Source organism: Streptomyces sp. NPDC051561 (assembly GCF_044454195.1).
Lineage (GTDB): Bacteria > Actinomycetota > Actinomycetes > Streptomycetales > Streptomycetaceae > Streptomyces.
In genome coordinates, this window is record NZ_JBITDM010000016.1 from 25,840 (window position 1) to 46,283 (window position 20,444).

Annotated in this window: 17 protein-coding genes; 3 read left to right on the forward strand and 14 right to left on the reverse strand. The window is 72.2% G+C overall.

Going from position 1 to position 20,444, the window contains the following annotated elements; all coding sequences use genetic code 11:
* Window positions 1-91 precede the first annotated feature (91 nt).
* Window positions 92-1,234 (forward strand): enolase C-terminal domain-like protein, encoded by a 1,143-nt coding sequence (locus tag ACIA73_RS28935; protein WP_399441737.1) that lies wholly within the window; start codon window positions 92-94, stop codon window positions 1,232-1,234.
* Between the two features lie 56 nt (window positions 1,235-1,290).
* On the opposite strand, the gene ACIA73_RS28940 is transcribed toward ACIA73_RS28935, so the two are convergent.
* From ACIA73_RS28940 to ACIA73_RS28950, 3 genes are all read right to left on the reverse strand, one after another.
* Window positions 1,291-1,644 (reverse strand): hypothetical protein, encoded by a 354-nt coding sequence (locus ACIA73_RS28940; protein ID WP_399441738.1) that lies wholly within the window; start codon window positions 1,642-1,644, stop codon window positions 1,291-1,293.
* Between the two features lie 31 nt (window positions 1,645-1,675).
* Window positions 1,676-2,773 (reverse strand): winged helix DNA-binding domain-containing protein, encoded by a 1,098-nt coding sequence (locus tag ACIA73_RS28945; RefSeq protein ID WP_399441739.1) that lies wholly within the window; start codon window positions 2,771-2,773, stop codon window positions 1,676-1,678.
* Between the two features lie 177 nt (window positions 2,774-2,950).
* Window positions 2,951-3,430, reverse strand: a complete 480-nt coding sequence (locus tag ACIA73_RS28950) for a phage holin family protein (RefSeq protein ID WP_399441740.1) — start codon at window positions 3,428-3,430, stop codon at window positions 2,951-2,953.
* Window positions 3,431-3,604: 174 nt separating this feature from the next.
* Between ACIA73_RS28950 and ACIA73_RS28955 the strand changes: the two genes are divergently transcribed.
* Together ACIA73_RS28955 and ACIA73_RS28960 are read left to right on the forward strand one after the other, a co-directional pair.
* A complete protein-coding gene (locus ACIA73_RS28955; RefSeq protein WP_399441741.1) occupies window positions 3,605-4,417 on the forward strand; it encodes a methyltransferase domain-containing protein in 813 nt (270 codons plus the stop codon).
* A 138-nt stretch (window positions 4,418-4,555) separates the two neighbouring features.
* Complete coding sequence (locus ACIA73_RS28960; protein ID WP_399441742.1) at window positions 4,556-4,918, forward strand: VOC family protein; 363 nt, start codon at window positions 4,556-4,558, stop codon at window positions 4,916-4,918.
* Window positions 4,919-5,605: 687 nt separating this feature from the next.
* Here the strand turns inward: ACIA73_RS28960 and ACIA73_RS28965 are convergent.
* The 11 genes from ACIA73_RS28965 to ACIA73_RS29015 form a co-directional block, all read right to left on the reverse strand.
* Window positions 5,606-7,573 carry a DUF5107 domain-containing protein gene (locus tag ACIA73_RS28965; protein ID WP_399441743.1) on the reverse strand — a complete coding sequence of 656 codons (1,968 nt, stop codon included), beginning with the start codon at window positions 7,571-7,573 and terminating at the stop codon, window positions 5,606-5,608.
* 169 nt (window positions 7,574-7,742) lie between these two features.
* Window positions 7,743-8,153 (reverse strand): RidA family protein, encoded by a 411-nt coding sequence (locus ACIA73_RS28970; protein ID WP_399441745.1) that lies wholly within the window; start codon window positions 8,151-8,153, stop codon window positions 7,743-7,745.
* 22 nt (window positions 8,154-8,175) lie between these two features.
* Complete coding sequence (locus tag ACIA73_RS28975) at window positions 8,176-8,754, reverse strand: GNAT family N-acetyltransferase (RefSeq protein ID WP_399441746.1); 579 nt, start codon at window positions 8,752-8,754, stop codon at window positions 8,176-8,178.
* A 116-nt stretch (window positions 8,755-8,870) separates the two neighbouring features.
* Entirely contained in the window at window positions 8,871-9,227 is a 357-nt protein-coding gene (locus ACIA73_RS28980) for a hypothetical protein (RefSeq protein ID WP_399441747.1), read from the reverse strand.
* Between the two features lie 129 nt (window positions 9,228-9,356).
* Complete coding sequence (locus ACIA73_RS28985) at window positions 9,357-11,165, reverse strand: CocE/NonD family hydrolase (RefSeq protein ID WP_399441748.1); 1,809 nt, start codon at window positions 11,163-11,165, stop codon at window positions 9,357-9,359.
* A gap of 232 nt (window positions 11,166-11,397) precedes the next feature.
* Window positions 11,398-12,363 carry an LD-carboxypeptidase gene (locus tag ACIA73_RS28990; protein WP_399441749.1) on the reverse strand — a complete coding sequence of 322 codons (966 nt, stop codon included), beginning with the start codon at window positions 12,361-12,363 and terminating at the stop codon, window positions 11,398-11,400.
* On the reverse strand, window positions 12,360-14,378 hold the full coding sequence (locus ACIA73_RS28995; RefSeq protein WP_399441750.1) for a prolyl oligopeptidase family serine peptidase: 2,019 nt from the start codon (window positions 14,376-14,378) through the stop codon (window positions 12,360-12,362). The genes ACIA73_RS28990 and ACIA73_RS28995 overlap by 4 nt, the downstream gene beginning before the upstream one ends.
* 85 nt (window positions 14,379-14,463) lie before the next feature.
* Complete coding sequence (locus ACIA73_RS29000) at window positions 14,464-15,831, reverse strand: M20/M25/M40 family metallo-hydrolase (RefSeq protein ID WP_399441751.1); 1,368 nt, start codon at window positions 15,829-15,831, stop codon at window positions 14,464-14,466.
* Window positions 15,824-16,657, reverse strand: coding sequence for a M55 family metallopeptidase (locus ACIA73_RS29005; RefSeq protein ID WP_399441753.1), 834 nt, complete (start codon window positions 16,655-16,657; stop codon window positions 15,824-15,826). Before ACIA73_RS29005 ends, ACIA73_RS29000 begins: the two co-directional genes overlap by 8 nt.
* 211 nt (window positions 16,658-16,868) lie before the next feature.
* The gene (locus ACIA73_RS29010) at window positions 16,869-17,600 is read right to left on the reverse strand and encodes a class I SAM-dependent methyltransferase (RefSeq protein ID WP_399441754.1); all 732 of its coding nucleotides are present in this window, start codon (window positions 17,598-17,600) and stop codon (window positions 16,869-16,871) included.
* Window positions 17,601-17,927: 327 nt separating this feature from the next.
* Window positions 17,928-20,387 (reverse strand): MFS transporter, encoded by a 2,460-nt coding sequence (locus ACIA73_RS29015; RefSeq protein WP_399441755.1) that lies wholly within the window; start codon window positions 20,385-20,387, stop codon window positions 17,928-17,930.
* Window positions 20,388-20,444 lie beyond the last annotated feature (57 nt).

Genomic DNA, 20,444 nt, shown 5'->3' on the forward strand with positions numbered 1-20,444 from the left:
CGCCCGACCCCGCGCACCCGGCTCTGCTACCTGGCCGCCCGCCTCAGGTCCGTCGTACTGCGGCGGCGGAACGCCTGACGGGACCGCGACCGTGGACACCGCGAACGGCTCCCCGTCCGCCCGTGAAGGCGCCCGGCTCCCCCTCCAACAGCTCGAAGTGACCTGCTTCTCGGTGCCGACCGACGCCCCGGAGGCGGACGGCACCCTCACCTGGGAGGCCACCTGGGTGGTGGTGGTCGAGGCGCGGGCGGCGGACACCGTGTACGGCACCGGCTGGACGTACGCGCCCACCGCGGTCGCCACCCTGATCACCCAGGACTTCTGCCCGCTGCTCCTGGGCCTGGACGTCCTGGACATCCCGGCGGCGCACGAGGTGATGTGCTCCGCGGTACGTGACCTCGGCCGGCCGGGGCTCACCTCGGCGGCCATCTCGGCGGTGGACCTCGCCCTCTGGGACCTCAAGGCCCGGCTCCTCGGCCTGCCCCTCGCCCGGCTGCTCGGCGCGGCCAGGGAGGCGGTGCCGGTGTACGGCAGCGGCGGTTTCACCACGTACCACGACACCCATCTGGCCTCCCAGCTCGCGGGCTGGGTGCACGGGCAGGGCATCGACCGGGTCAAGATCCAGATCGGCGAAGCCCGGGGCAGGGCGGCCGTCCGCGACCTGGACCGGACCCGTCTCGCCCGCGAAGTGATAGGCAGCCAGGCGGAGTTGTACGTCGATGCCAGTGGGGCGTACACCCGCAAGCAGGCGGTGCGGATCGGTGCGCCGCTCGCCGAGTACGGGGTGGGCTGGTTCGAGGAACCGGTCCCGCCGGACGACCTGGCGGGGCTGCGGCTGGTCAGGGACGCGGTGGTGTCCGATGTCGCGGCGGGCGCGCACGGCGGTGGCCTGGCGCCCTTCGCCCGGATGGTGACGGCGGGCTCGGTCGACTGCCTGGTGCTGGACGCGACCCGGTGCGGGGGTGCGACGGACTTTCTGCGGGCGGCGGCGCTCGCCCAGGCGCACGGCCTGGAGATCTCCACCCACGGCGCCCCGCACGCCCACGCGCATCTCGCGGCGGCGGTGCCCAATCTGCGGCATGTGGAGTGGTTCCACGACCATGTACGGGTGGAGTCGATGTTCTTCGACGGGGCACTGGATCCGACGGGTGGCGCGCTGCGGGTCGACTCGGGTGCACCGGGGCACGGCCTGACGTTCCGTCACGAGGAGGCGGAGCCCTACCGGGTGGCGTGACCGGGTGAGAGGTCGTGACCTGGCGAGAGGTGCGGGGTCCCCACCGGAGGGGCGTCTCAGGCCATCCAGGGCACGCGGCAGGTGTGGGCGGCCATGCCTTCGGGGCAGAGGCCGCGGATCACCGCGTTGCGGACCGACCGCCAGTTCTTCAGCGAGCAGTCCAACTCCAGCCGCAGCTCCACCGATTGGCGTGCACCGCTGTCCTGCCCCGGGTTCTCGATGGCCCACTGCTCCGCGAGCAGGTCGTACCCCTCGGCCGCCGACATCCCGCTGCCGCGGAAGGTGTCGGTGACGTACAGGCGCACGATCCGGGCGCTGCGCGGCAGCACGGCCCCGCGGACGACCCCCTCGACCCAAGCGAGGCCGTCCTCGTCGGCGTACAGACCGAAACTCATCGTGCGTTTGCTCATGGCACCGACTTCCCGGGGTGGGGACGGGGGTCTAGAGATCGTCGCGCACGCGCACCGCGTCGCATTCCCGATCCGACAGGAACGATGCCATCGCGGACCCTTCGTCGGCGACCGCTTTTCGGTCCTCCCCGCTCAGCTTGCTCAGTGGTGAGACGACCACCGCTCCGGCGTCGACGGTCCAGGTCGCGCGGACCCGCCCGTCGACCAGCACCACCCGCTCCCCCTTCACCGACAGCCCCTTGTGCGCGTCGTCGATGATCCGGCTGCGGTCGTGGTAACCGAGGATCGCGTTGTCGAACGCGGGCAGGAACCGCACCGGGGCAGGCGTATCGGCATCCGGTCGCGGAGCGTCCGGCAGATCGAGCAGCACCCGCCCCCGCTCGTCCCGGAACGACACCAGCTCCTCGCGTACGGCGGCCACCGCGGCCGGCAGCCCGGCCACACCCGACCAGGCGCGCAGGTCGGCGGAGGCGGCGGGGCCGTAGGCGGCCAGGTAGCGGCGTACGAGGACCTGCCCGACGGGGTCGGACGGGTCGTCCGGCAGCGGGTCGGCCTCCCGCCCCAGCCAGGTGGCGAGCAGCAGGTTGCGCACTCCCGCCTTCTGCCGCCACAGCCCGCGCGGCGGCAGCTGCACCGTCGACAGCACGCCCGCCACCAGCAGTTCCCCGAGCGGCCTCACCCCCACGTCGGGCCAGCGCCCGCCAACCTCCTTCACCAGCTCCGTCATCGTCCGCGGCTCCCCGTCGGCCATCACCGCACGCCCCGCCTCGGCCAGCTCCGCCGGATCGACGTCCGCCAACTCGCTGCGATAGACCCCGAAGACCTTCTGCCGCAGCATGGCGTCGTGCCGCGACCGCCAGGCGAGGGCGTCCTCGCCGGTGACCAGGTGGACGGTGCGCCGCATGAGATGCGTCCGCACCACCTGCCGTCCGCTCACCAGCTCCGACAGCTCGGCCGGGTCGAAGTCGCGCAGCCGTGAGAAGAGCCCGGCGAACGGTTCCTGCGGCTCCTGCGCCTGAAGCCCGCCCAGATGCCTCACCGCGTCGAGGGCGGACAGGTCGGCCCGGTCGAGCAGCAACTGGCGGGCGAGGGTCGCGCGGTTGAGGGCCCGGGTGTCGAGAACCGTCATGGTGGTGTTCCGCTCCTGTCGTCTCCGGCGGGCAGACGCCGCCCGCCACCACAGTGGCACGCGACCCGGCCGGATCCTGTCCTACTCGTGAAGCTCCCACCCGCACCGCACCCCAGCCCGCCGCACCCGCTCACCGAGGCGGACCGCCCCCGCGCACCGTGCGGCGCCCGGCGTCACCTACTTGCGGCCCACCTCGGGCGCACTCACCGGCACCGGCGGAGCCCCCGGCACCGCGGCCGGCCCCTCTGCCGCGGCCCCCGGTTCGACACCGGGAGCCACCTTCACACGCCCCGCGCCCGAGTCCTCACCCAGACCCGCACCTGCACCCACGCCCATGCCCGCACCCACACCGGGCCGGCCGGGCCTGGCCGCCTGCCGCAGCATCACCGCCGCGATCAGCAGCGCCGCCGCCACGATCAGCGCGGACGCCCACATCGGGAGCACCAGCCCCAGGGCCAGCACCACACCCGTCACCAGCGCCGCGCCGCCGTACAGCCCCGCCGCACCCGCGCCCGCGTACAACCGGGCGGGCCGGCGCTGCTCCTTCATCCGCTCCCGGAGTTCCTCGGCGACGGCCTCGCGCACCGCCCGGGTGATCTCCTGCGAGGGGTTCAGCTTCGGTGCCGCGCCCGCACCCTTTCCCAAGTTCGTATCCATGTTCGTACCCATGCGCTCCGCATACCCGTCAGCCGTTCCACTACGCACCAGCCCTTGCCAGCCCCTTGCCCCGCAACCCTCACGTCCACATTTCAAGACGCGTATCTCACGATGTAACACGCGGGCGTACGGTGAACGCAGTCAGCGCCCACCACGCGTGAACGGGGTACCACCATGCCGAAAGAGACCGCCGTCTACACCCACGGCCACCACGAGTCCGTACTGCGCTCCCACACCTGGCGCACCGCCGAGAACTCCGCCGCGTACCTGCTCCCCCATCTGAACCCCGGCGCCCACGTCCTGGACGTCGGCTGCGGCCCCGGCACCATCACTGCCGACCTGGCCCGGCTGGTCGGCCCGGAAGGCCGGGTCACCGGCGTCGACGCCGCGCCCGGCATCCTCGACCAGGCCCGCGCCACCGCGTCAGAACACGGCCTGGACAACACCGACTTCACCACCGCCGACGTCCACGCCCTCAACTTCCCCGACGACTCCTTCGACGTGGTCCATGCCCATCAGGTGCTCCAGCACGTCGGCGACCCCGTCACCGCCCTGCGCGAAATGCGCCGCGTGTGCCGCCCCGGCGGAATCGTCGCGGCCCGTGACGCCGACTACGCGGCGATGGCCTGGTATCCCGAACTCCCGGTCCTGGGAACGTGGTTGGACCTGTACGAACGGGTCGCCCGCGCCGCCGGCGGCGAGCCGGACGCGGGCCGCCGACTGCGCTCCTGGGCCCAGCGGGCCGGCTTCACCGACGTAACCTCCTCCGCCGCGAGCTGGTGCTACGCCGCCGAGGGCGAGCGCGCCTGGTGGAGCGGCCTCTGGGCGGACCGTACGACCGCCTCCTCCTACGCCACCCTCGCCGTCGACGGCGGCCACGCAACTCCCGCACAGCTCAAGGAGATCGCCGAGTCGTGGCGCGACTGGGGCACCCGCGAGGACGCCTGGTTCATGGTCCCGCACGGCGAAATCCTCTGCCGCGCCTGAGAGCTGCCGCACCCCGGGGGCTGCCGCACCCCGGGGCTACCGCACCCCCGGGCCGCCTCGCCCGAGAGCGCGCGATCCGCAACCGGTTTCCCCCCGAATCGATCACGCCCCCAGCCCTCCCCAACTACCCTCGCCCCCATGGACATCCTGGGAACCACCCTGCGCATCTACGTCGACGACACCGACGCACTGGAACGCACTGCCGCCTTCTACGAGCGCATCACCAGCAGCCGTGCCCAGCGCTTCGAACGCGGTGGGGTGTCGGTGGCCGCCGTCGGCTGCTTCCTGGTGATGTCGGGACCGCCCGAGGAGATCGACCTGCTGCGCAAGGTGGCGGCGACCGTCGCCGTGACGGACGTGGAACAGGCCCACATCACCCTCACCGCGGCCGGCGCCCAGATCATCGCGGGCCCGGTCGCCACCCCGGTCGGCCGCAACCTGATCGCCCTGCACCCGGACGGCTCGGTCTTCGAGTACGTGGACCGGGGCGGCGCGCAGTAGACATCGTCCCGGCCGCCCTCCAGTAGCCCCGTACAACCCGTCGCTGCCATTCGACGCGGGCCGGTGCGAGTTCCTCGCATTCTGCGCTGCCTGAAGCCGTAGGTGGTCACACTGGCGTTGGCGCGGGCGTCGACCACCACCACGTCCACGCCGCGGGTGCCGACGACCTCCGCGACCTCGTCGACGAGCGCGAACAGCCTGAGTGCGTCCGCGCGGCGGAGCAGCGGAACCTCCTTGGGCAGCCGGGCCACCCGGGGACGCAGCACATACGCGACCGTCAGCACCACCGCGCCGACGAGGGGCTGCACCACGGTGCTCCAGCCGAGCACCACCAGCAGCAGCCCGCCCACCACCATGGCGAGCGTGACGGCGTGCACCGTGGTGGCGATCAGCAGTGCGAGGACGGCCTCCCGGCCACGCGGGGGCCTGGCCCGGGAGTCGACGTCGGGCAGTGGCTCCCGGAAGAGCTCCTCGCCGTACTCGTGCGCGAGCCTGCGGCGCAGTGCCTCGACCCGGCCGGGTGCGGGCTCGTCCTGCTGCCCGTCGCCGGGGTCCACGTTCCAGCCGCAGGCGGCGCACCAGTCGACGTGGAGCGGGTCCACCGGCACCCAGGCCTCGCAGGCCGGGCAGCGTCTGGAACCCACTTGCGGGTCCACCGCACCGGCGGCGGAGTTCCGGAGTCCGGCGCTACGCCTGTTGCGGCCCCCGGAAGTCGTAGGCCTCCGGCACCGGTTCGTCCGTCAGCTCCGCCCATATGTCGCTGAGTACCGTCGCTCCTTCGCGCAGGTCGGCCACTTCGAAGCCCTCGTCGAAGAGGGCGCGAGCGGCCTGCCGGTCGCCCTCGGCGACCAGCAGGGTCGCCTCGATCAGGCGGAAGCGGCCGGTGCGGCGGGTGGCGGGGCGCAGGCCTTCCCAGACGGTGCGGGCCTGGGCGGGGCGGCCCGCCGCGAGCAGGGAGGCGATGGCTTCGCGGCCGAGGGCGGCGGTGGCGGCGGTCCAGGTGTCGCCCTCGCGGCGTTCCTCGCAGAGGTCGGCGAAGGCCTCGGCGTAGAGGTCGGCGGCCCGTTCCGGGTGGCCCGCCTCGCAGTCGGCGAGGGCGAGGCAGCGGAGCAACGGCCATCGGGAGGGGGCGAGTTGGAGGCCTCGTTCCCAGCTGCGGACCGCTTGGGCGAGGTCGCCCGCGTGCCACTGGGCGACGCCGAGATGGTACTCGGTGAGGGGTTCGGCGGGGGCGGTCTCCAGCATGTCGCGCCAGTGCGGGGCGACCAGGGTGGGGCCCGGCGGGGTGACCTTGCGGGGGTAGGGGAAGGTGCCGGTGCGGAGCAACTCCAGCCAGGGCTCCTGGAGTTCGGTGAGGTTGGACTCGGGGAAGGGAGTGCCGGGGAGCTTGTGTCCGGCGCGCAGCACTTCCAGGGCGCCCCAGCCGGAGCCGGTGGCCAGGGGTTCGGACGGCTCCAGGTCGGCGTGCGCGAGCCAGGCGGTGTACGCGGCGTCGACGCCGGCGCGCGGCAGTGCGTCCTCAAGGGCGCGCTCGGTGGCGGCGCGGGCTGCCGTCCAGTCGTCCCCGTGGACCGTGTCCGGGTCGGCGGCGAGGGGTCCGTACGCCTCCAACCAGCTGAAGTCCGCGCCGGGTTCGAGGGGGACGTGCTCCAGTTGGGTCCTGGCGAGGCCGGCCTGGATCTCGGTGTATCCCGGGGTGCCCGGTTCGGTCAGCCACTCCTGCCAGCGGCGTCCGCCCTGCCCCGATCCCCAGAGGAACAGCTTGCGGCCGCGCAGCCGGTCGGTGGAGGTCTGGACGAGGCCCTGCCCGGCCGCGTCGAGGGCCGCGATCCACTTCCGGGATTCCCCGGGCACCTCGTAGAAGTAGTCGGCGGGGTGTGCGCCGTGGGCCGGGTAGCTGCGGTCGACGCCCTCGGAGCGGGGGGAGGGGACCCGGTTGAGGGTGTGCGCGTAGCCGAAGTGCCAGGCCTCGTCGGCGGGGGCAATGACGCGGGTGCGTGCGGTCTCCTCGACGGCGGTGTTGGACCACCAGTAGGTGGGCACGGTGCGCTCGTGCGGATTGCGGATCCGTACGCCGACGTACAGGAAGTCGGAGTCGGCAGGCAGCCAGAGGTCCACCTGGAAGGGCAGGTCGCGCAGCCGCTCCCACTCCCAGAGCCGGACCATCTCACCCCCGTCGGGTGCGGGGACGACGGCCGCGTGCACTGGGGCACAGGTGAGGGTGGTGTGGCCGGTGGCGCCTATGTTCCACTCGATGCCGCCGGAGAACCAGGCGCCGTTGAGCGCGAAGTCCGCGGGCTGGAACACCGGATTCCGGTAGACCAGTTCGCGGCCGGTGCTCTTGTGGTGCAGGGAGTGGATCCGGCCGCCGAGTCCGGGCAGGACGGTCACCCGCAGCCGGTCGTTCTCGATCACGATCGTGTCCAGACCGGTCTCCGTACGCTCGCGTCCGTACCCGTCCAGGGTCCGCACCGGCAGCAGTGTGCGCAGCGGCGCATGCCCCAGCTGGCGGACCATGTCCCGCGGCATCCCCTGCTTCGACCTCTCGTCCAGCACGTGCACCTGGTCCAGGGTGCGCAGCCCCGGCAGTGGGTTCTCCGGGCCCAACGGGGCGGCGGGCAGGGTCAGTACGGCACGTCGCACGGTCGTGGCCAAAACAACCTCACTGGGGTCCGGGAAGCTCCGGGCGCAGCGGACGACGCCCTTCTTCGGTATCCATCCGAACACGCCGGGTACCGGCCTGACCAGGGGTTCCACCGGTCAGAAATATGCAAAGACGCGTCACCCGGGGCCCTCCGGGCGACCGGCTTGGACACCATGGAGATCAGCCGGAAAGGGCGGCGGTGAGGTCAATCTCGATCAGCTGCCCGGCGAACCCCAGTTGAGCGACGCCCAGGAGGGTGCTCGCGGAGGTGAAGGCGGGGGCCAGCTCCGAGGCCAGGAGCCGTTGCCAGACCTCGCCGAGGGCAGTGGTGCCGTCGGCGACGACGTAGATCACGGAGCGGATGACGTCCTCGGGGCGGGCGTCGACCGCCGCGAGGGCGGTGGTCGCGTTGACGGCGATCCGGTCGGCCTGGGCGAGTACGTCGCCGGGGCCGACCAGGTCGCCGTGCACGTCGAGCGGGCACTGTCCGGCGAGATGGGCGGTGCGGCCCGCTTCGACGACGGTGATGTGGTGGTAGCCGGGAGTCGGGTGCAGGGTGGCCGGGTTGAGGCGTGTGAGGTGGGCGGTCATGGCCGCCAGCCTGGTCTGCCGGCTACCCCTCGGGCAAAGGCTTTTGGGGGCGCAGTTCCGGTGCCGTGATCGCCCAGCGTTCGTGGTCGCGCCAGGCGCCGTCGATGTGCAGGAAGTCGGGCGAGTAGCCCTCGTAACGGAAGTGGGCGCGGCGGACCAGCGCGAGGGAGGCCTCGTTGCCGGGCTGGATGTTGGCCTCCAGCCGGTGCAGGCCGAGGCGGCCGAAGGCGTGGCGCAGGACGAGGCCGAGGCCCTCGGCCATCAGGCCACGGCCTGCCGCGTGGGCGAACGCGCCGTAGCCCAGGGCGCCGCACTGGAAGGCCGCCTCGACGATGTTGTTGATGTTGATGAAGCCCGCGATGCGGTGGTCGTCGCGGGTGCAGAGCAGAAAGCCCGCGCGGGCCGGATCGTCGATGAGCCTGCGCGCGTACTCGCGGTACGCCTCGGGCTCGTCCGGCGGCGCGAGCCACGGCCGGTGCAGTTCACGGCTCTCGCGGGCCCGCGCGGCGAACTCCTCGGCGTCGTCGAGACGGAACGGCCGGATGCCCACCCGCGGCCCCTCGGTGACGTATCGGGTGGGGGTGATCGCAGATTCGGACATCCGGCCAGGTTACGTCGCAGCCGCCGGGCCCCTCGGCCAGGGGCCCCTCGTCGGATCCCTGTGTCAGGGACACTCCGTCGGCCCCCTCGGTCGGGGACACCTCGTCGGGCCCTCGGTCAGGGGCACTTCTCGCCGGTCTTGACCACGCCCAGCCTCAGCGTGCCGCCGTTCAGCTTGGTACCCGCCTTCGGGGACTGGGTGCACACCTTCCAGTTGGGCGGCCACAGCACCTTGCGGTGGTCTCCGCTCAGGTCGCGGATGTCGAGGGCGGTCTCGGCGCTGACCGTGGAGTAGACGCGGAAGAGGTTCCGTCCGACGAAGTTGGGCAGCGGGTCGGGCTGGTCCATCACCGCCGCCCGGACCGTCCCCGGGGCGGCGGCCGGCGTTACCGCCGCCGTCGCCACCCCGGCCGAGGTCACCGTCAGGGCCAGCACCGCTCCCGCCGCCGCCATCGCCGCACGCTTCCGTCTCACTTGCGCCTCCTGGTTCAGGACCGCCCCGGCGCGCCCGGCACGGTAGCTCCCAGGATGGGCAGACTCCGGGCGTGGAGGGGCGTTGGGCGGGCCCGTACGGGTGACGCGGCGTGAGGTGGGCGGCGGGTCTCAGCCCAGCGTTCCCTTCACCACGGGCAGCTCCAGGACCCCCGTGTCCTGCGGCGCCGCGGTGATCGTCACCGGTTTGACGCCCCGGTTGCCGTAGTACGCGTCGTCGCTGGCCGCGACCACGAACTCCAGCCGGTGGCCCGCCCGGTAGCGGTGCACGATGCCCGGCAGCTTCACCTCGAAGGCGCGGGTCGCGTCCGGCACCCGTACCGGCGAGACCAGCCGCTGCACCAGCGTCTTGGTGCCGTCCGGCGCGACGTCGTACAGCTTCGCGAAGAGCACGAGCTTGTCGGCGGCGTCCCCGGAGTGCTGCACCCGCTCGGCCTTGGGCGAGACCACCTTGAGGGTGACCTTGGGTGCGCCGACCACGTCCACCGGGCCGCTGAGCGGCTGCGTCGACCAGCCGAGATAGGTCCCCGCGGTGTCGCGCGGCTTGCCGTCGGGCAGTCCGATCAGCCCGGCCAGGGAGGACTCGGAGTGGCTCGTCGGGATGAGCCAGTTGCTGTACGAGCGCGATCCGCGCGCCACCTTCGACCGGTTGTCGACGAGCTTGCCGTCGCCGGAGAGGTACAGCTTCTGCGAGAGCGCGGGCGGGGCGTCGGCCGTCCCGTAGCCGCTCTCCGGTGCCCATCCCCGGTAGTAGGCGAAGGCGGGTCCGGTGTCGGTGGAGGTCTGCCGCTTCAGATAGCGGTCGAACCACGCCAGGATCCGCTTCCCGACGTAACTCGTCTCCAGGTTCCCCTCCCCCATGTTCAGCTCGCCTGACGCCGGGTCGCTCAGCCCGCCGCTGTGCCCCCAGGACTGCCAGATCATCTTGGTGGTGGTGCCCTGCGCCTTGAGCGTCTCGTACGTCTGCTGCGCCTCGTTGAGGTTGAAGAGGGTGTCCGCCTGGCCCTGGATCAGCAGCGTCGGGGTCTTGACCTGGGGGAGGTACGACGCCGGGGACACGCTCCTGGCGTACTGGAGCATCCCGGGCGTGCGGTCCGCCGGGTAGCTCCCGGAGGCGAGCAGCCGGGTGGTGCGGCATGCCTCCGCGATGAAGTGCAGACAGCCGGCGCCACCGATCCGGGAGGGGTCGATGCCCGGGTTGAGGAGGCCCTGCGCCTCGCCCATCAGCAGGAATCCGGTGGTCCACTGGTACTTGTAGGCGCCGGGTACCTGCGGGGCGCCCTGGACGTTGTTCGGGTCCAGGGAGTACGCGAGGTCGTTCCAGGTGATGAGCGGGACCAGCGCGTCCAGGCGGCGGTCGCGCGAGGCCGTCGCGAGCTGGATGGATCCGCCGTAGGAGCCGCCGATCATGCCCAGGCGCGGGTCGCCCTCGCCGTCCCGGACGACGAAGTCGGCCTTGGTCCCGTCGTCGGCGGCCCGGCTCCCGCCGAGGAAGTCGATCAGTCCCGAGGCGGCCTGGCCGTCGATGGCGGGGTCGTTGAGGGAGATGGTGCAGCCGGACTTGCCGAAGCCGAGGCCCGAGTACGACAGCGCGACGTAGCCGCGTTCGGCGAACGCCTTCGCGGCGCCCGCTGTGGAGCCGTCGGCCTTGCTGCCGCCGAACCCGTTGGTGGTGAGGACGGCGGGCGCGGGGTGCGCGGCGTCGACCCCGGCGGGCCGGTAGAGGTCCGCGTCGACGGTGCAGGTGCGGTCGCCCGCCCTGAGGGTGAACTTCAGCGCGGTGACGGTGAATTCGCCCGCCGCGCGGGGCTGCGCCTGGGCGGCGGGCCCCGTCAGCGCCAGCGGTACGGCGACGGCGGCGCCGGCCGCGAGTGCGAGGGCCCGGGTGGATCTGGGCACGGTACGACGAGGACGGGGCATGCGGGCCTCCACACTGAGGAGCACGGCCCTACCGACTGGTAGGTACGGGGCGGCGTTCATGCTGTGACACAGGCCATACCGGAGTCAACGGACACGACAGAAGTCCCCTTTGAAGACTTCGTGAAGGCCCCCACCACCACAGCTCCTGCTCGCCCGCCTCGGCGGCGGGGCCGCCCGTCCTCGCCGCATCGACCCAGCCCCCCTTGCCCGCGCCGGCCCACGCCCACCCCCGTCAGACCAACGCCGGCCCCTCCACCGTCAACGTCCCCGCCCCCGCGTCAAGCACCCCCGGCACCCCCAGCGGCACCGTCAGCGCCGTCGCGCCATGACCGAAGCCCAGCTCCTCCACCACCGGCACCCCCAGCCCGCCCAGCCGGTCCTGGAAGAGGGGGCGGATCTCCGTCTCGTACACCCCGCAGTCGACCCACGAACCGAGCGCGATGCCCGCCACCCCGTCCAGCCACCCGGACCGCAGAAGCTGGGTCAGGATCCGGTCGAGCCGGTACGCCTCCTCCCCGATGTCCTCGATGACCAGCAGCCCGCCCCGCGCCGAGGGCCGGGCCCCCGGCGTCCCCAGGTCGGCGGCGAGCAGCGAGACGCAGCCGCCGAGAGTGACCCCGTGCGCCCGGCCCGGGACCAGGGGACGGGCGGACGGCAGCCCCAGCACCCGTACCGTCTCCGGCTCGAAGAGCGTGGCCCGCAGCGACTCCTGGGTGGCCGCGTCCTTGAGGAAGGTCAGCGTGGCCGTCATCGGCCCGTGCAGGGTGGCCACCCCCATCCGTACCGCGAACGCCTCGTGCAGCGCCGTGATGTCGCTGTATCCGACAAACGCCTTGGGCCGCCCCCGGCGAGCCGTGGCCCCGCGCATCGCCCCCCAGTCGGCCAGGTCAACCATCCGCTGCACCCCGTACCCGCCCCGCGCGCACAGCACGGCGTCGGTCGACGGGTCGCACCACGCCTCGGTCAGATCGCGGGCGCGAGCCATGTCATCGCCCGCGAGGTACGGGAACCGCGGGTGTCTGTCCCGCACATGGGGCATCACCACCGGCTCAAGACCCCACCCGCGCAGAATGCCGAGCCCCTCCTCCAGCCGGTCCTCCGGCACGGGCCCGCTCGGCGCGACGATCGAGACCCGCGCTCCGGGCCGCAGCCGGGAAGGACGGGAGAGCTCCCCCAGGGGCCGTGCGGCAGACGTCACTTGTTGAGCTCCAGTCGGGGTACGTCACTCCGGCTGATGCCGAACGCCTGCGCGTACAGGGAGAGTTCTGCCTCCAGGCACCTGACCATGGTGTCCGCCCTGCGGAAGCCGTGCCCCTCGCCCTCGAAGGCGATGTACGCATGCGGTATGCCGCGTCCCGCCATCTGAGACAGGAACCGTTCGGCCTGCACCGGCGGACAGATCGGGTCGTCCAGCCCCTGGAGCAGCAGAAACGGCGCGGTGATCCGGTCCGCGTGCTCGCCGGGCGAGCGGGCCGTGTAGATCTCGGCGCAGCCGGCGAGCGGTCCGACCAGCGACTCCAGATACTGGGACTCAAAGTCGTGGGTCTCTCCTTCGGCCCACGAAAGCAGGTCCAGGACGGGGTACTTGATGGTGCCGCAGGCGTACACCTCGGTACCGGCGAGCGAGGCCGCGGTGGTGAACCCGCCCGCGCTGCCGCCCCGGATGGCGAGCCTGCGCCGGTCGGCCGTGCCCTCGTCGGCCAGCGCCAGCGCCACGGCCGCGCAGTCCTCGACGTCGACGACGCCCCACTGTCCGCGCAGCCGGTTGCGGTACTCGCGCCCGAACCCGGTGGAGCCGCCGTAGTTGACCTCGGCGACGCCGATCCCGCGCGAGGTGAAGTAGGCGATCTCCAGGTCGAGGACGAGGGGTGCGTGACTGGTGGGCCCGCCGTGCGCCCAGACGACGTACGGCGGCAACTCGGCGGCGGGCGCGATCCGTTCGGGGTGGTGCGGCGGGTAGATGTAGGCGTGGATGTCGCGGCCGTCGGGGCCGGTGAAGGTGCGGATCTGGGGTTCGGGGTAGTACGCCGGGTCGACCGGGTCGTCGTGCGGGGCGGCGATGACGCGGGCGCGGCCGGTGGCGGTGGACAGCTCGACGATCTCGGCTCCGCTGCGCGGGCTGGCCGCCACCGTCACCACCCGGTCACCGTGCACGGCGAGGGTGGCGGACCACTGGGTCCAGGGGCCCGCCGCGTCGACGAGTTCACCGGTCTCGGGGTCGAGTATGCCGAGCGCGTTGGCACCCCTGCCGTGCACCACCGCGATCAGGCCGCTGTCCAGCGGCTGGAACCAGCGCGCCCCGATCTGCCACAGCGGCCCGCCGAACTCCTCCTCGCGCCCCATGCACATGGCCCCGCTCACCCTCTTGTCCATGAAAGGGGGTGTCCCGTTGCGCCGCAGCCGGTACAGCTCCCACCAGCCGCCCCGGTCGGAGGCGAACAGCAGCGTGCCGTCCCGGTCCCACTCGACCTGGCAGACGGACTCCTCCGGCCCGCCCGCGACAGTCCTCACTCCGGTGAACCGGCCTCCCCCGTAAGGGATTTCGGCGACAAGCACCTCGGTGCCGTCCCACGGCATCCTGGGGTGGTCCCACCCGATCCAGGCCACCTGACGCCCGTCGGGGGAGATCCGGGGCCCGCTGACGAAGCGATGGAGCCCGTCGGAGAGCTCGGTGACGACGGAACGGTCCTGGGCGGCGGACCCGTCCAGCGGTACGGCGGCGATCACCCGGCGCACATCGGTGGGTGCCTCCCCGGTGAACTCCTCCAGCACACACCACACCTCGCCGCCGTGCAGCACCGGATCGACCCAGCGCAGCCCGCCGCCCACCGCCGAGACAGGGGTCAGGGGGCGCGGCTCGGCACCGGGTGCGTCGGGCTCGTACGCGTAGAGCCGCTGGTCGGCGAAGTTCACGAAGACGACGAGCGGCCCACCGGCCTCCCGCTCGGCCCCGGACCAGGGCCGGCCGCCGTACTCCATGACCCGGCTGCGCAGGTCCCACGGAGCGGGCAGCACGGACTCCTCCACGAGAGCGCCGTCGCCGTCCGCCCGCAGCCGCAACAGCGCCCGCCGGCCCGCCTCCTCGGGGCGCGGCGAGGTCCACCACACCTCGTCGCCGACCATCTGGACGAACTGCGGGGCCCCGTCGTGCGAGGCCGCCAACGAGGCGTCGATCGGCGACGGCCAGCTTCCGTACGGCCCGGTGGGCACCATGCTGCTACTCCCCCTGCCAGCTCTCGCCACTGGCTCTCGTCGGGCTGCCAATTTCAGGCCCTGCTCATTTCAGGCCCTGCTCATTTCAGGCTCTGCGAAGGCAATGGTCCAGGACGCGCACCCCGAAGTGCAGAGCTTCGACCGGGACTCGTTCGTCGACCCCGTGGAAGAGTGCCTGATAGTCGAAGCCCTCGGGGAGCTTCAGCGGCGAGAAGCCGTAGCCGGTGATGCCGAGGCGGGAGAACTGCTTGGCGTCCGTACCGCCCGACATGCAGTACGGCACCACATGCCCCTCCGGTGCGAACTGTCTTACGGAGTCAGCGAGTTGACGATACGTCGGTGAGTCCACCGGCGCCTGGAGCGCGACCTCCCGGTGGTGGAACTCCCAGTCGACGTACTCCCCCGTGAGCTTGTCCATGGTGGTCCGGAACTCGTCCTCACCGCCGGGCAGAAACCTTCCGTCGATATGCGCGGTCGCACTGCCCGGGATGACGTTGACCTTGTACCCGGCGTCCAGCATGGTCGGGTTCGCACTGTTTCGTACGGTTGCCTCGGCGAGGGCGGCGGCCGGTCCGAGCTTGTTGAGGACGGCGTCCACGTCGTAGTCGGGCGAGTTCGGGTCGGGGGTGTCCAGGTCGTGCAGGGCGGCCAGTTCGCGGAGGCAGGCGCGGACGGTGGGGGTGAGCCGTACCGGCCACTCGTGGTCGCCGATCCGGGCGACGGCGGCGGCGAGGCGGCTGACCGCGTTGCCCTTGTTGACCTTGGAGCCGTGGCCCGCGGTGCCGCGCCCGGTGAGCTTGAGCCAGCCGGTACCGCGCTCACCCGCCGCGATCGGGTAGATCTCCATGCCCGGTCCGGCGTGGAAGGTGTAAGCGCCGGACTCGCTGATGCCCTCGGTGCAGCCCTCGAAGAGGTCGGCGTGCTCGGCGGTCAGGAAGCCGGAGCCGTCGATCGCACTGGCCTCCTCGTCGGCGGTGTAGGCGATCACGATGTCCCGGCGCGGCCGCACTCCCGCGCGCGCCCAGGCCCGTACGACGGAAAGGACCATCGCGTCCATGTTCTTCATGTCGACGGCGCCGCGCCCCCACACCACCCCGTCCCTGACCTCACCCGAGAAGGGGTGCACGGACCAGTCGGCGGGCTCGGCGGGGACCACGTCGAGATGGCCGTGGACCAGCAGCGCATCGGCACCGGGGTCGGTTCCGGCGAGCCGGGCGACGACATTGGTACGTCCCTCGGTCCGCTCCAGCAGGTGCACTTCGAGACCGGTCGCGGCGAGCCGTTCGGCGACGTACTCGGCGGCGGGGCGCTCGAAGCAGTCGCCGCCGCCACGGTTGGTGGTGTCGATGCGGATCAGGTCGGAGGTGAAGGCCACCACCTCGTCCAGCGCGAGGCCGTCGATGGCATCGGACCGTGCGCCCGCGCACTCTTCTACTGCACCACTCTCAGCCATACTGCTCCTCCACAGCGGACGAGACGATCGTGGTGACCGCCTTGAAGGTACGAATGCCCTCATACATCGTGGGACTGGTGTAAGCGACCCGCCGTTCACCGGTTCGGGTCACTCCGGGCACCACGGTCGCGACGTCCGAGAGGTGCGTCGCGTCGAACTCCATCTCGACGGTGAACGCCTCCCCGCGCACCGGCTCGTGCCGCACGGCCAGCGCGGTGGCCTCCTTCGCGGCGGCCCGGATGTCGGCCGCCGTACGGGCCGGAGTGCGGCACACGGCCGCGTACCGCGAGACGTGGTCCTTGACCGCGACCTTGCGGGCGTCCGGGGCGTACCCCTGGGCGTCCGCGCAGGTCAGGTCGTCACCGGTGACCAGGACCACCGGGACTCCGTACTCGGCGACCACATGCGCGTTGAGCAGCCCCTCGCTCGCCCGCACACCGTTGAGCCAGACCCCGGTGAGGGAGTTGGCGAGATAGGTGTGGGCGAGGACGCCCTCGGTGCCCGCGCCCGTGTGGTAGCCGACGAAGGCGATGCCGTCGACGTCACCGTGCTGGACTCCCTCGACCATGCTGAGCGACTTGTGCCGTCCGGTCAGCATCTGGGCGCGCTCGTCGAGGCGCTCCAGGAAGAGGTTGCGCATGGTCCAGTGGGCCTCGTTGATGAGGACCTCGTCCGCGCCGCCGTCGAAGAAGCCGAGCACGGCCGCCTGGACGTCGGAGGTGAACATGGCCCGGCAGCGCTCCCATTGCGGGGTGCCGGGCAGGACGTCGGCGGGCCAGGTCACGCCGGTGGCGCCCTCCATGTCCGCACTGATGAGGATCTTCACGGCCCGCCACCTCTCTGCTCCCACAGGACACTCACTGCACAGATGTGGCGATCACCCTAGAGCCTGTGTCCGGATACCGGCTCCACGACGTGGTGCGGAAGCAGTTCGCTCGGAGCGGGAGCCGTCCGCTTGGTGCGCAAGCCGTCCGCGCGCGCGGGCCGGGCCGCACCCCCCGTGCCGCGGCCCGGCCCGTGAGCCGTCGCTCACCGGCTCACCGCGGCCGCCCCACCACCAGCCAGCGCGCGGGAAGTTCGATGCGGGTGCCGTCGGGCAGGTACTCGGTGGTGGTCAGCGGCAGGTCACCGGCGGCCAGGACCCTGAGGCCGGCCGCCCGGAAGAGTTCCGGTGCCTGGGTCTCGGGGAGGCCGTTGGTGGCGATGCCGTGCGCGAGGAGCGGGCGGAGTTTGCGCGGCGGGCCCTCGGGGTGCTCGGCCAGTGCGCGCAGCAGGTGCCCGGCCGCCTCCGCGGGCTCCACCACGAAGGCCCGGCCCTCCTCCCCCACCAGCTCGGCCACGGCCCGCGCGAGGGCCGCCCGGTCGGCGGGTTCGGCCTGGTGCAGTACGCCGCGCAGGTACACCTGCGCGTCCCGGCCGTCCAGGTCCTGGCGCAGCCGGTGCACGTCGAGCGGTTCGGTCGCGTCGGCGACCAGGAACCGCACCTGCCCGTCCGGGTCGCACCTGCGCGCTCTGGCGATCGCGGCGGGGGCCAGGTCCATGCCGGTCACCTGCCCGAAGCGGTCGGCGAGGTAGCGGGTCTGGGTGCCGTTGCCGCAGCCGAGGTCCACGACGGGCAGTGCGTGCTCGGTCATGTGCGGTTCGAAGAGGGCGAGATGGACGCCCGCGGTGAGAGCGGGTTCCGCGTCCCAGAGGACCGCACCCGTCCGGTCGGGCGCCTCCTGCCAGAAGGCTTCCCAGGCGTTCTTGTACCGAGTCGTCACGCTCATGCGCAGCTCCGGGGGTGTCGCGGGGCATCGGGTGGAGACACAGGTTCTGAAGATCGCTCTACCGTCCCCGCCCCGGAGGGCTCACCACAAGGTGTCGACATGCATCTTTGTCGGCTGTCCGGGCTGCGGTGGTCTGCGTGCACGCCGCGCGCGCGCCGTGCGCGCTGGGGTTGACAATTGTCGATTTCCGATCTGCGGCAACGCCCTTTTCTTCACAGCCCGTTCGAAGCGGCGGGGGCCGCCCCGGATCTCCCGGAACGGCCCCCGCTGTCGTCCGTGTGCGCCCCGCGCCGCCCCTGCGGCCGGCCGGGGTGTGGACGCAGGCCCTCAGTCCTCGTGGCCGAGCTGGAGATCGCGCTCGGTGCGTCCGCCGCCGGCCACCTGGAGGACGGTGGCCACCGGCGGGTATCCGGCGGCGATCACGGTGTACTCGCCGGAGGAGAGGTCGACGAAGCGGAAGGTGCCGTCGGAGCCGGTGGTCATGGTGTCGACCACGTTGCCCGCCGCGTCCAGCAGGGTGACCCTGGCGTCCTCGACGGGACGGCCGCCGTTGGCCCGTACCGTGCCGCGGAGCACCGCACCGCCGGCCAGCTCGATGTCCTGCCTGGCCTCGCGGGAGGACTGCACGCTCACCGGGAGGGCGGCGGGCCGGAACGCGGGGGCGCTGGCGGCGAGGGTGTACTCACCGGCGACCAGCTCCGAGATGACGTAACTCCCCTCCCGCCCGCTGCGGGTGGAGGCGACGACCTCGCCGCGCACGTCGGTGAGGGTGACGGCCGCGTCCCGCACCGGGGTGCCGTCGGCGGTCCGCACCGTCCCGGCGAGCCGTCCCGCTCCGCCGAGGACCACGTCCAGCTCGACGGGGCGTTCGCCGACGGTGACCGTGACGGCTTGCGGCTGGTGTCCGCCGGCCGCCGCGATCAGGACGTAACTGCCGGGCCCGGCCACGCTCAGCGCGTACCTGCCGTCGTCGCCACTCGCACCCCGTCCGACCTGGCGCCCGCCGATGTCGATCAGGGTGAGTGCGGCGCGCGGCACGGTGGAGCCGTCGTGGTGCTGGACGGTGCCGCAGACCGCGACGCCGCCGAGCGAGGTGCGGGCGGGTGGGACGACGGCGGTGTAGGGCTCGCCGAGGTAGACCTCTGCGGGCTCGGCTTCGACGGGCGCGTTGTGGGACACCAGCGGTTTCTCCTTGAGGAAGCAGGCGATGAGCAGGCCGAGCACGAGCACCGGCACGAGGTAGAGGAAGATCCGCGGCATCGCCACGGCGTACGCGTCGATGTAGGCGTCGCGCAGCGCCGGCGGCATCGCGTGCACCAGTTGCGGGGTGAGGGAGGAGGGGTCCGGCAGATCGACGCCCGAGGGCAGCGACTCGGCGAGGGCGTCGACCAGGCGGCCCGCGAAGAGGGTGCCGAAGATGGCGGCGCCGATGGAGCCGCCCATCTGCCGGAAGTAGTTGTTGGCGCTGGTGGCTGTGCCGAGGTCACCGGGGCGTACGGAGTTCTGCACGGCCAGCACGAGCACCGGCATGATCAGCCCGATGCCGACACCGAGCACCGCCATCCAGAGGCTGTAGTCGAGCTGCGAGGTGCCGCGTTCCAGCCGGGAGAGCAGCCACATGCCGAGTGCGGAGAGCGCACTGCCGATGACCGGATAGATCCGGTAGTGACCGGTCTTGCTGATCAGCTGTCCGGAGACGATCGAGGCGATGACGACGCCGCCCATCATCGGCAGCATCAGCAGCCCGGATTCGGTGGCGGAGGCCCCGTCGACCATCTGGAGGAAGGTGGGGAGGTAGCTGGCGGCGCCGAAGAGTGCGATGCCGACGACGGCCCCGACCAGTCCGGTGATGTTGAAGACCGAGTCGCGGAACAACCGCAGCGGGATGATCGGTTCGGCCGCGTGGTGCTCCACCACCAGGAACAGCAGGGACGTTCCGGCCGCGCCCGCGGCCAGCCCCAGGATCACCCGGGAGTCCCACTCGTACTCCGTGCCGCCCCAACTGGTCAGCAGCACCAAGCAGGTTGAGGCGGCGGCGAGCAGTACACCGCCCATGATGTCCAGCCGCGGGCGGACAGTTGGCTTGGGCAACTTCAGTACGACGGCGACGACGGCGAGCGTGATCAGCCCGAACGGCACATTGATGTAGAAGCACCAGCGCCAGGACGCGTGGTCGGTGAAGAACCCGCCGAGCAGCGGCCCCGCCACCGAGGCGAGTCCGAAGGCCGCGCCGATCAGCCCCATGAACCGGCCGCGCTGCCTGGGCGGCACGATGTCCGCGATGATCGCCTGCACACCGATCATGAGACCGCCGGCGCCCGCGCCCTGGAGCGCCCGGAAGGCGATCAGCTGGTCCATCGTCCGCGACCACCCGGCCAGCGCCGAGCCGACGATGAAGACCACGATGGCGAAGAGGAAGACGCCCTTGCGGCCGAAGAGGTCGCCGAGCTTTCCGTAGATCGGCAGGCCGATGGTGGAGGTGAGCAGATAGGCGGTGATCGCCCAGGACATCCGGTCCAGGCCCTGCAGATCACCGACGATCTTCGGCAGGGCGGTGGCGACGATCATCTGCTCCAGCGCGGCGAGCAGCAGCGCGAGCATCAGTCCGCAGAACACCAGCCGGATCCGGCGGGGGCTGAACTCCCCGGCGGGGGCGGCGGGTTCACGGTGACTGCGCGGAGGTGGCCCCCCGGCCCCCTGCGGCGTTTCGATGACGTCCGTGCCGGTGGAGGCCCGCACCGGACGCCCCGCGTCCCGCCCGTCCTTCACCAGAGTGATGCCGCCCACCTGATCGCTCCCCTCGTCGCGCCTTCTCGTCACGCCTGCGCCGCCCATTTGTCGCAT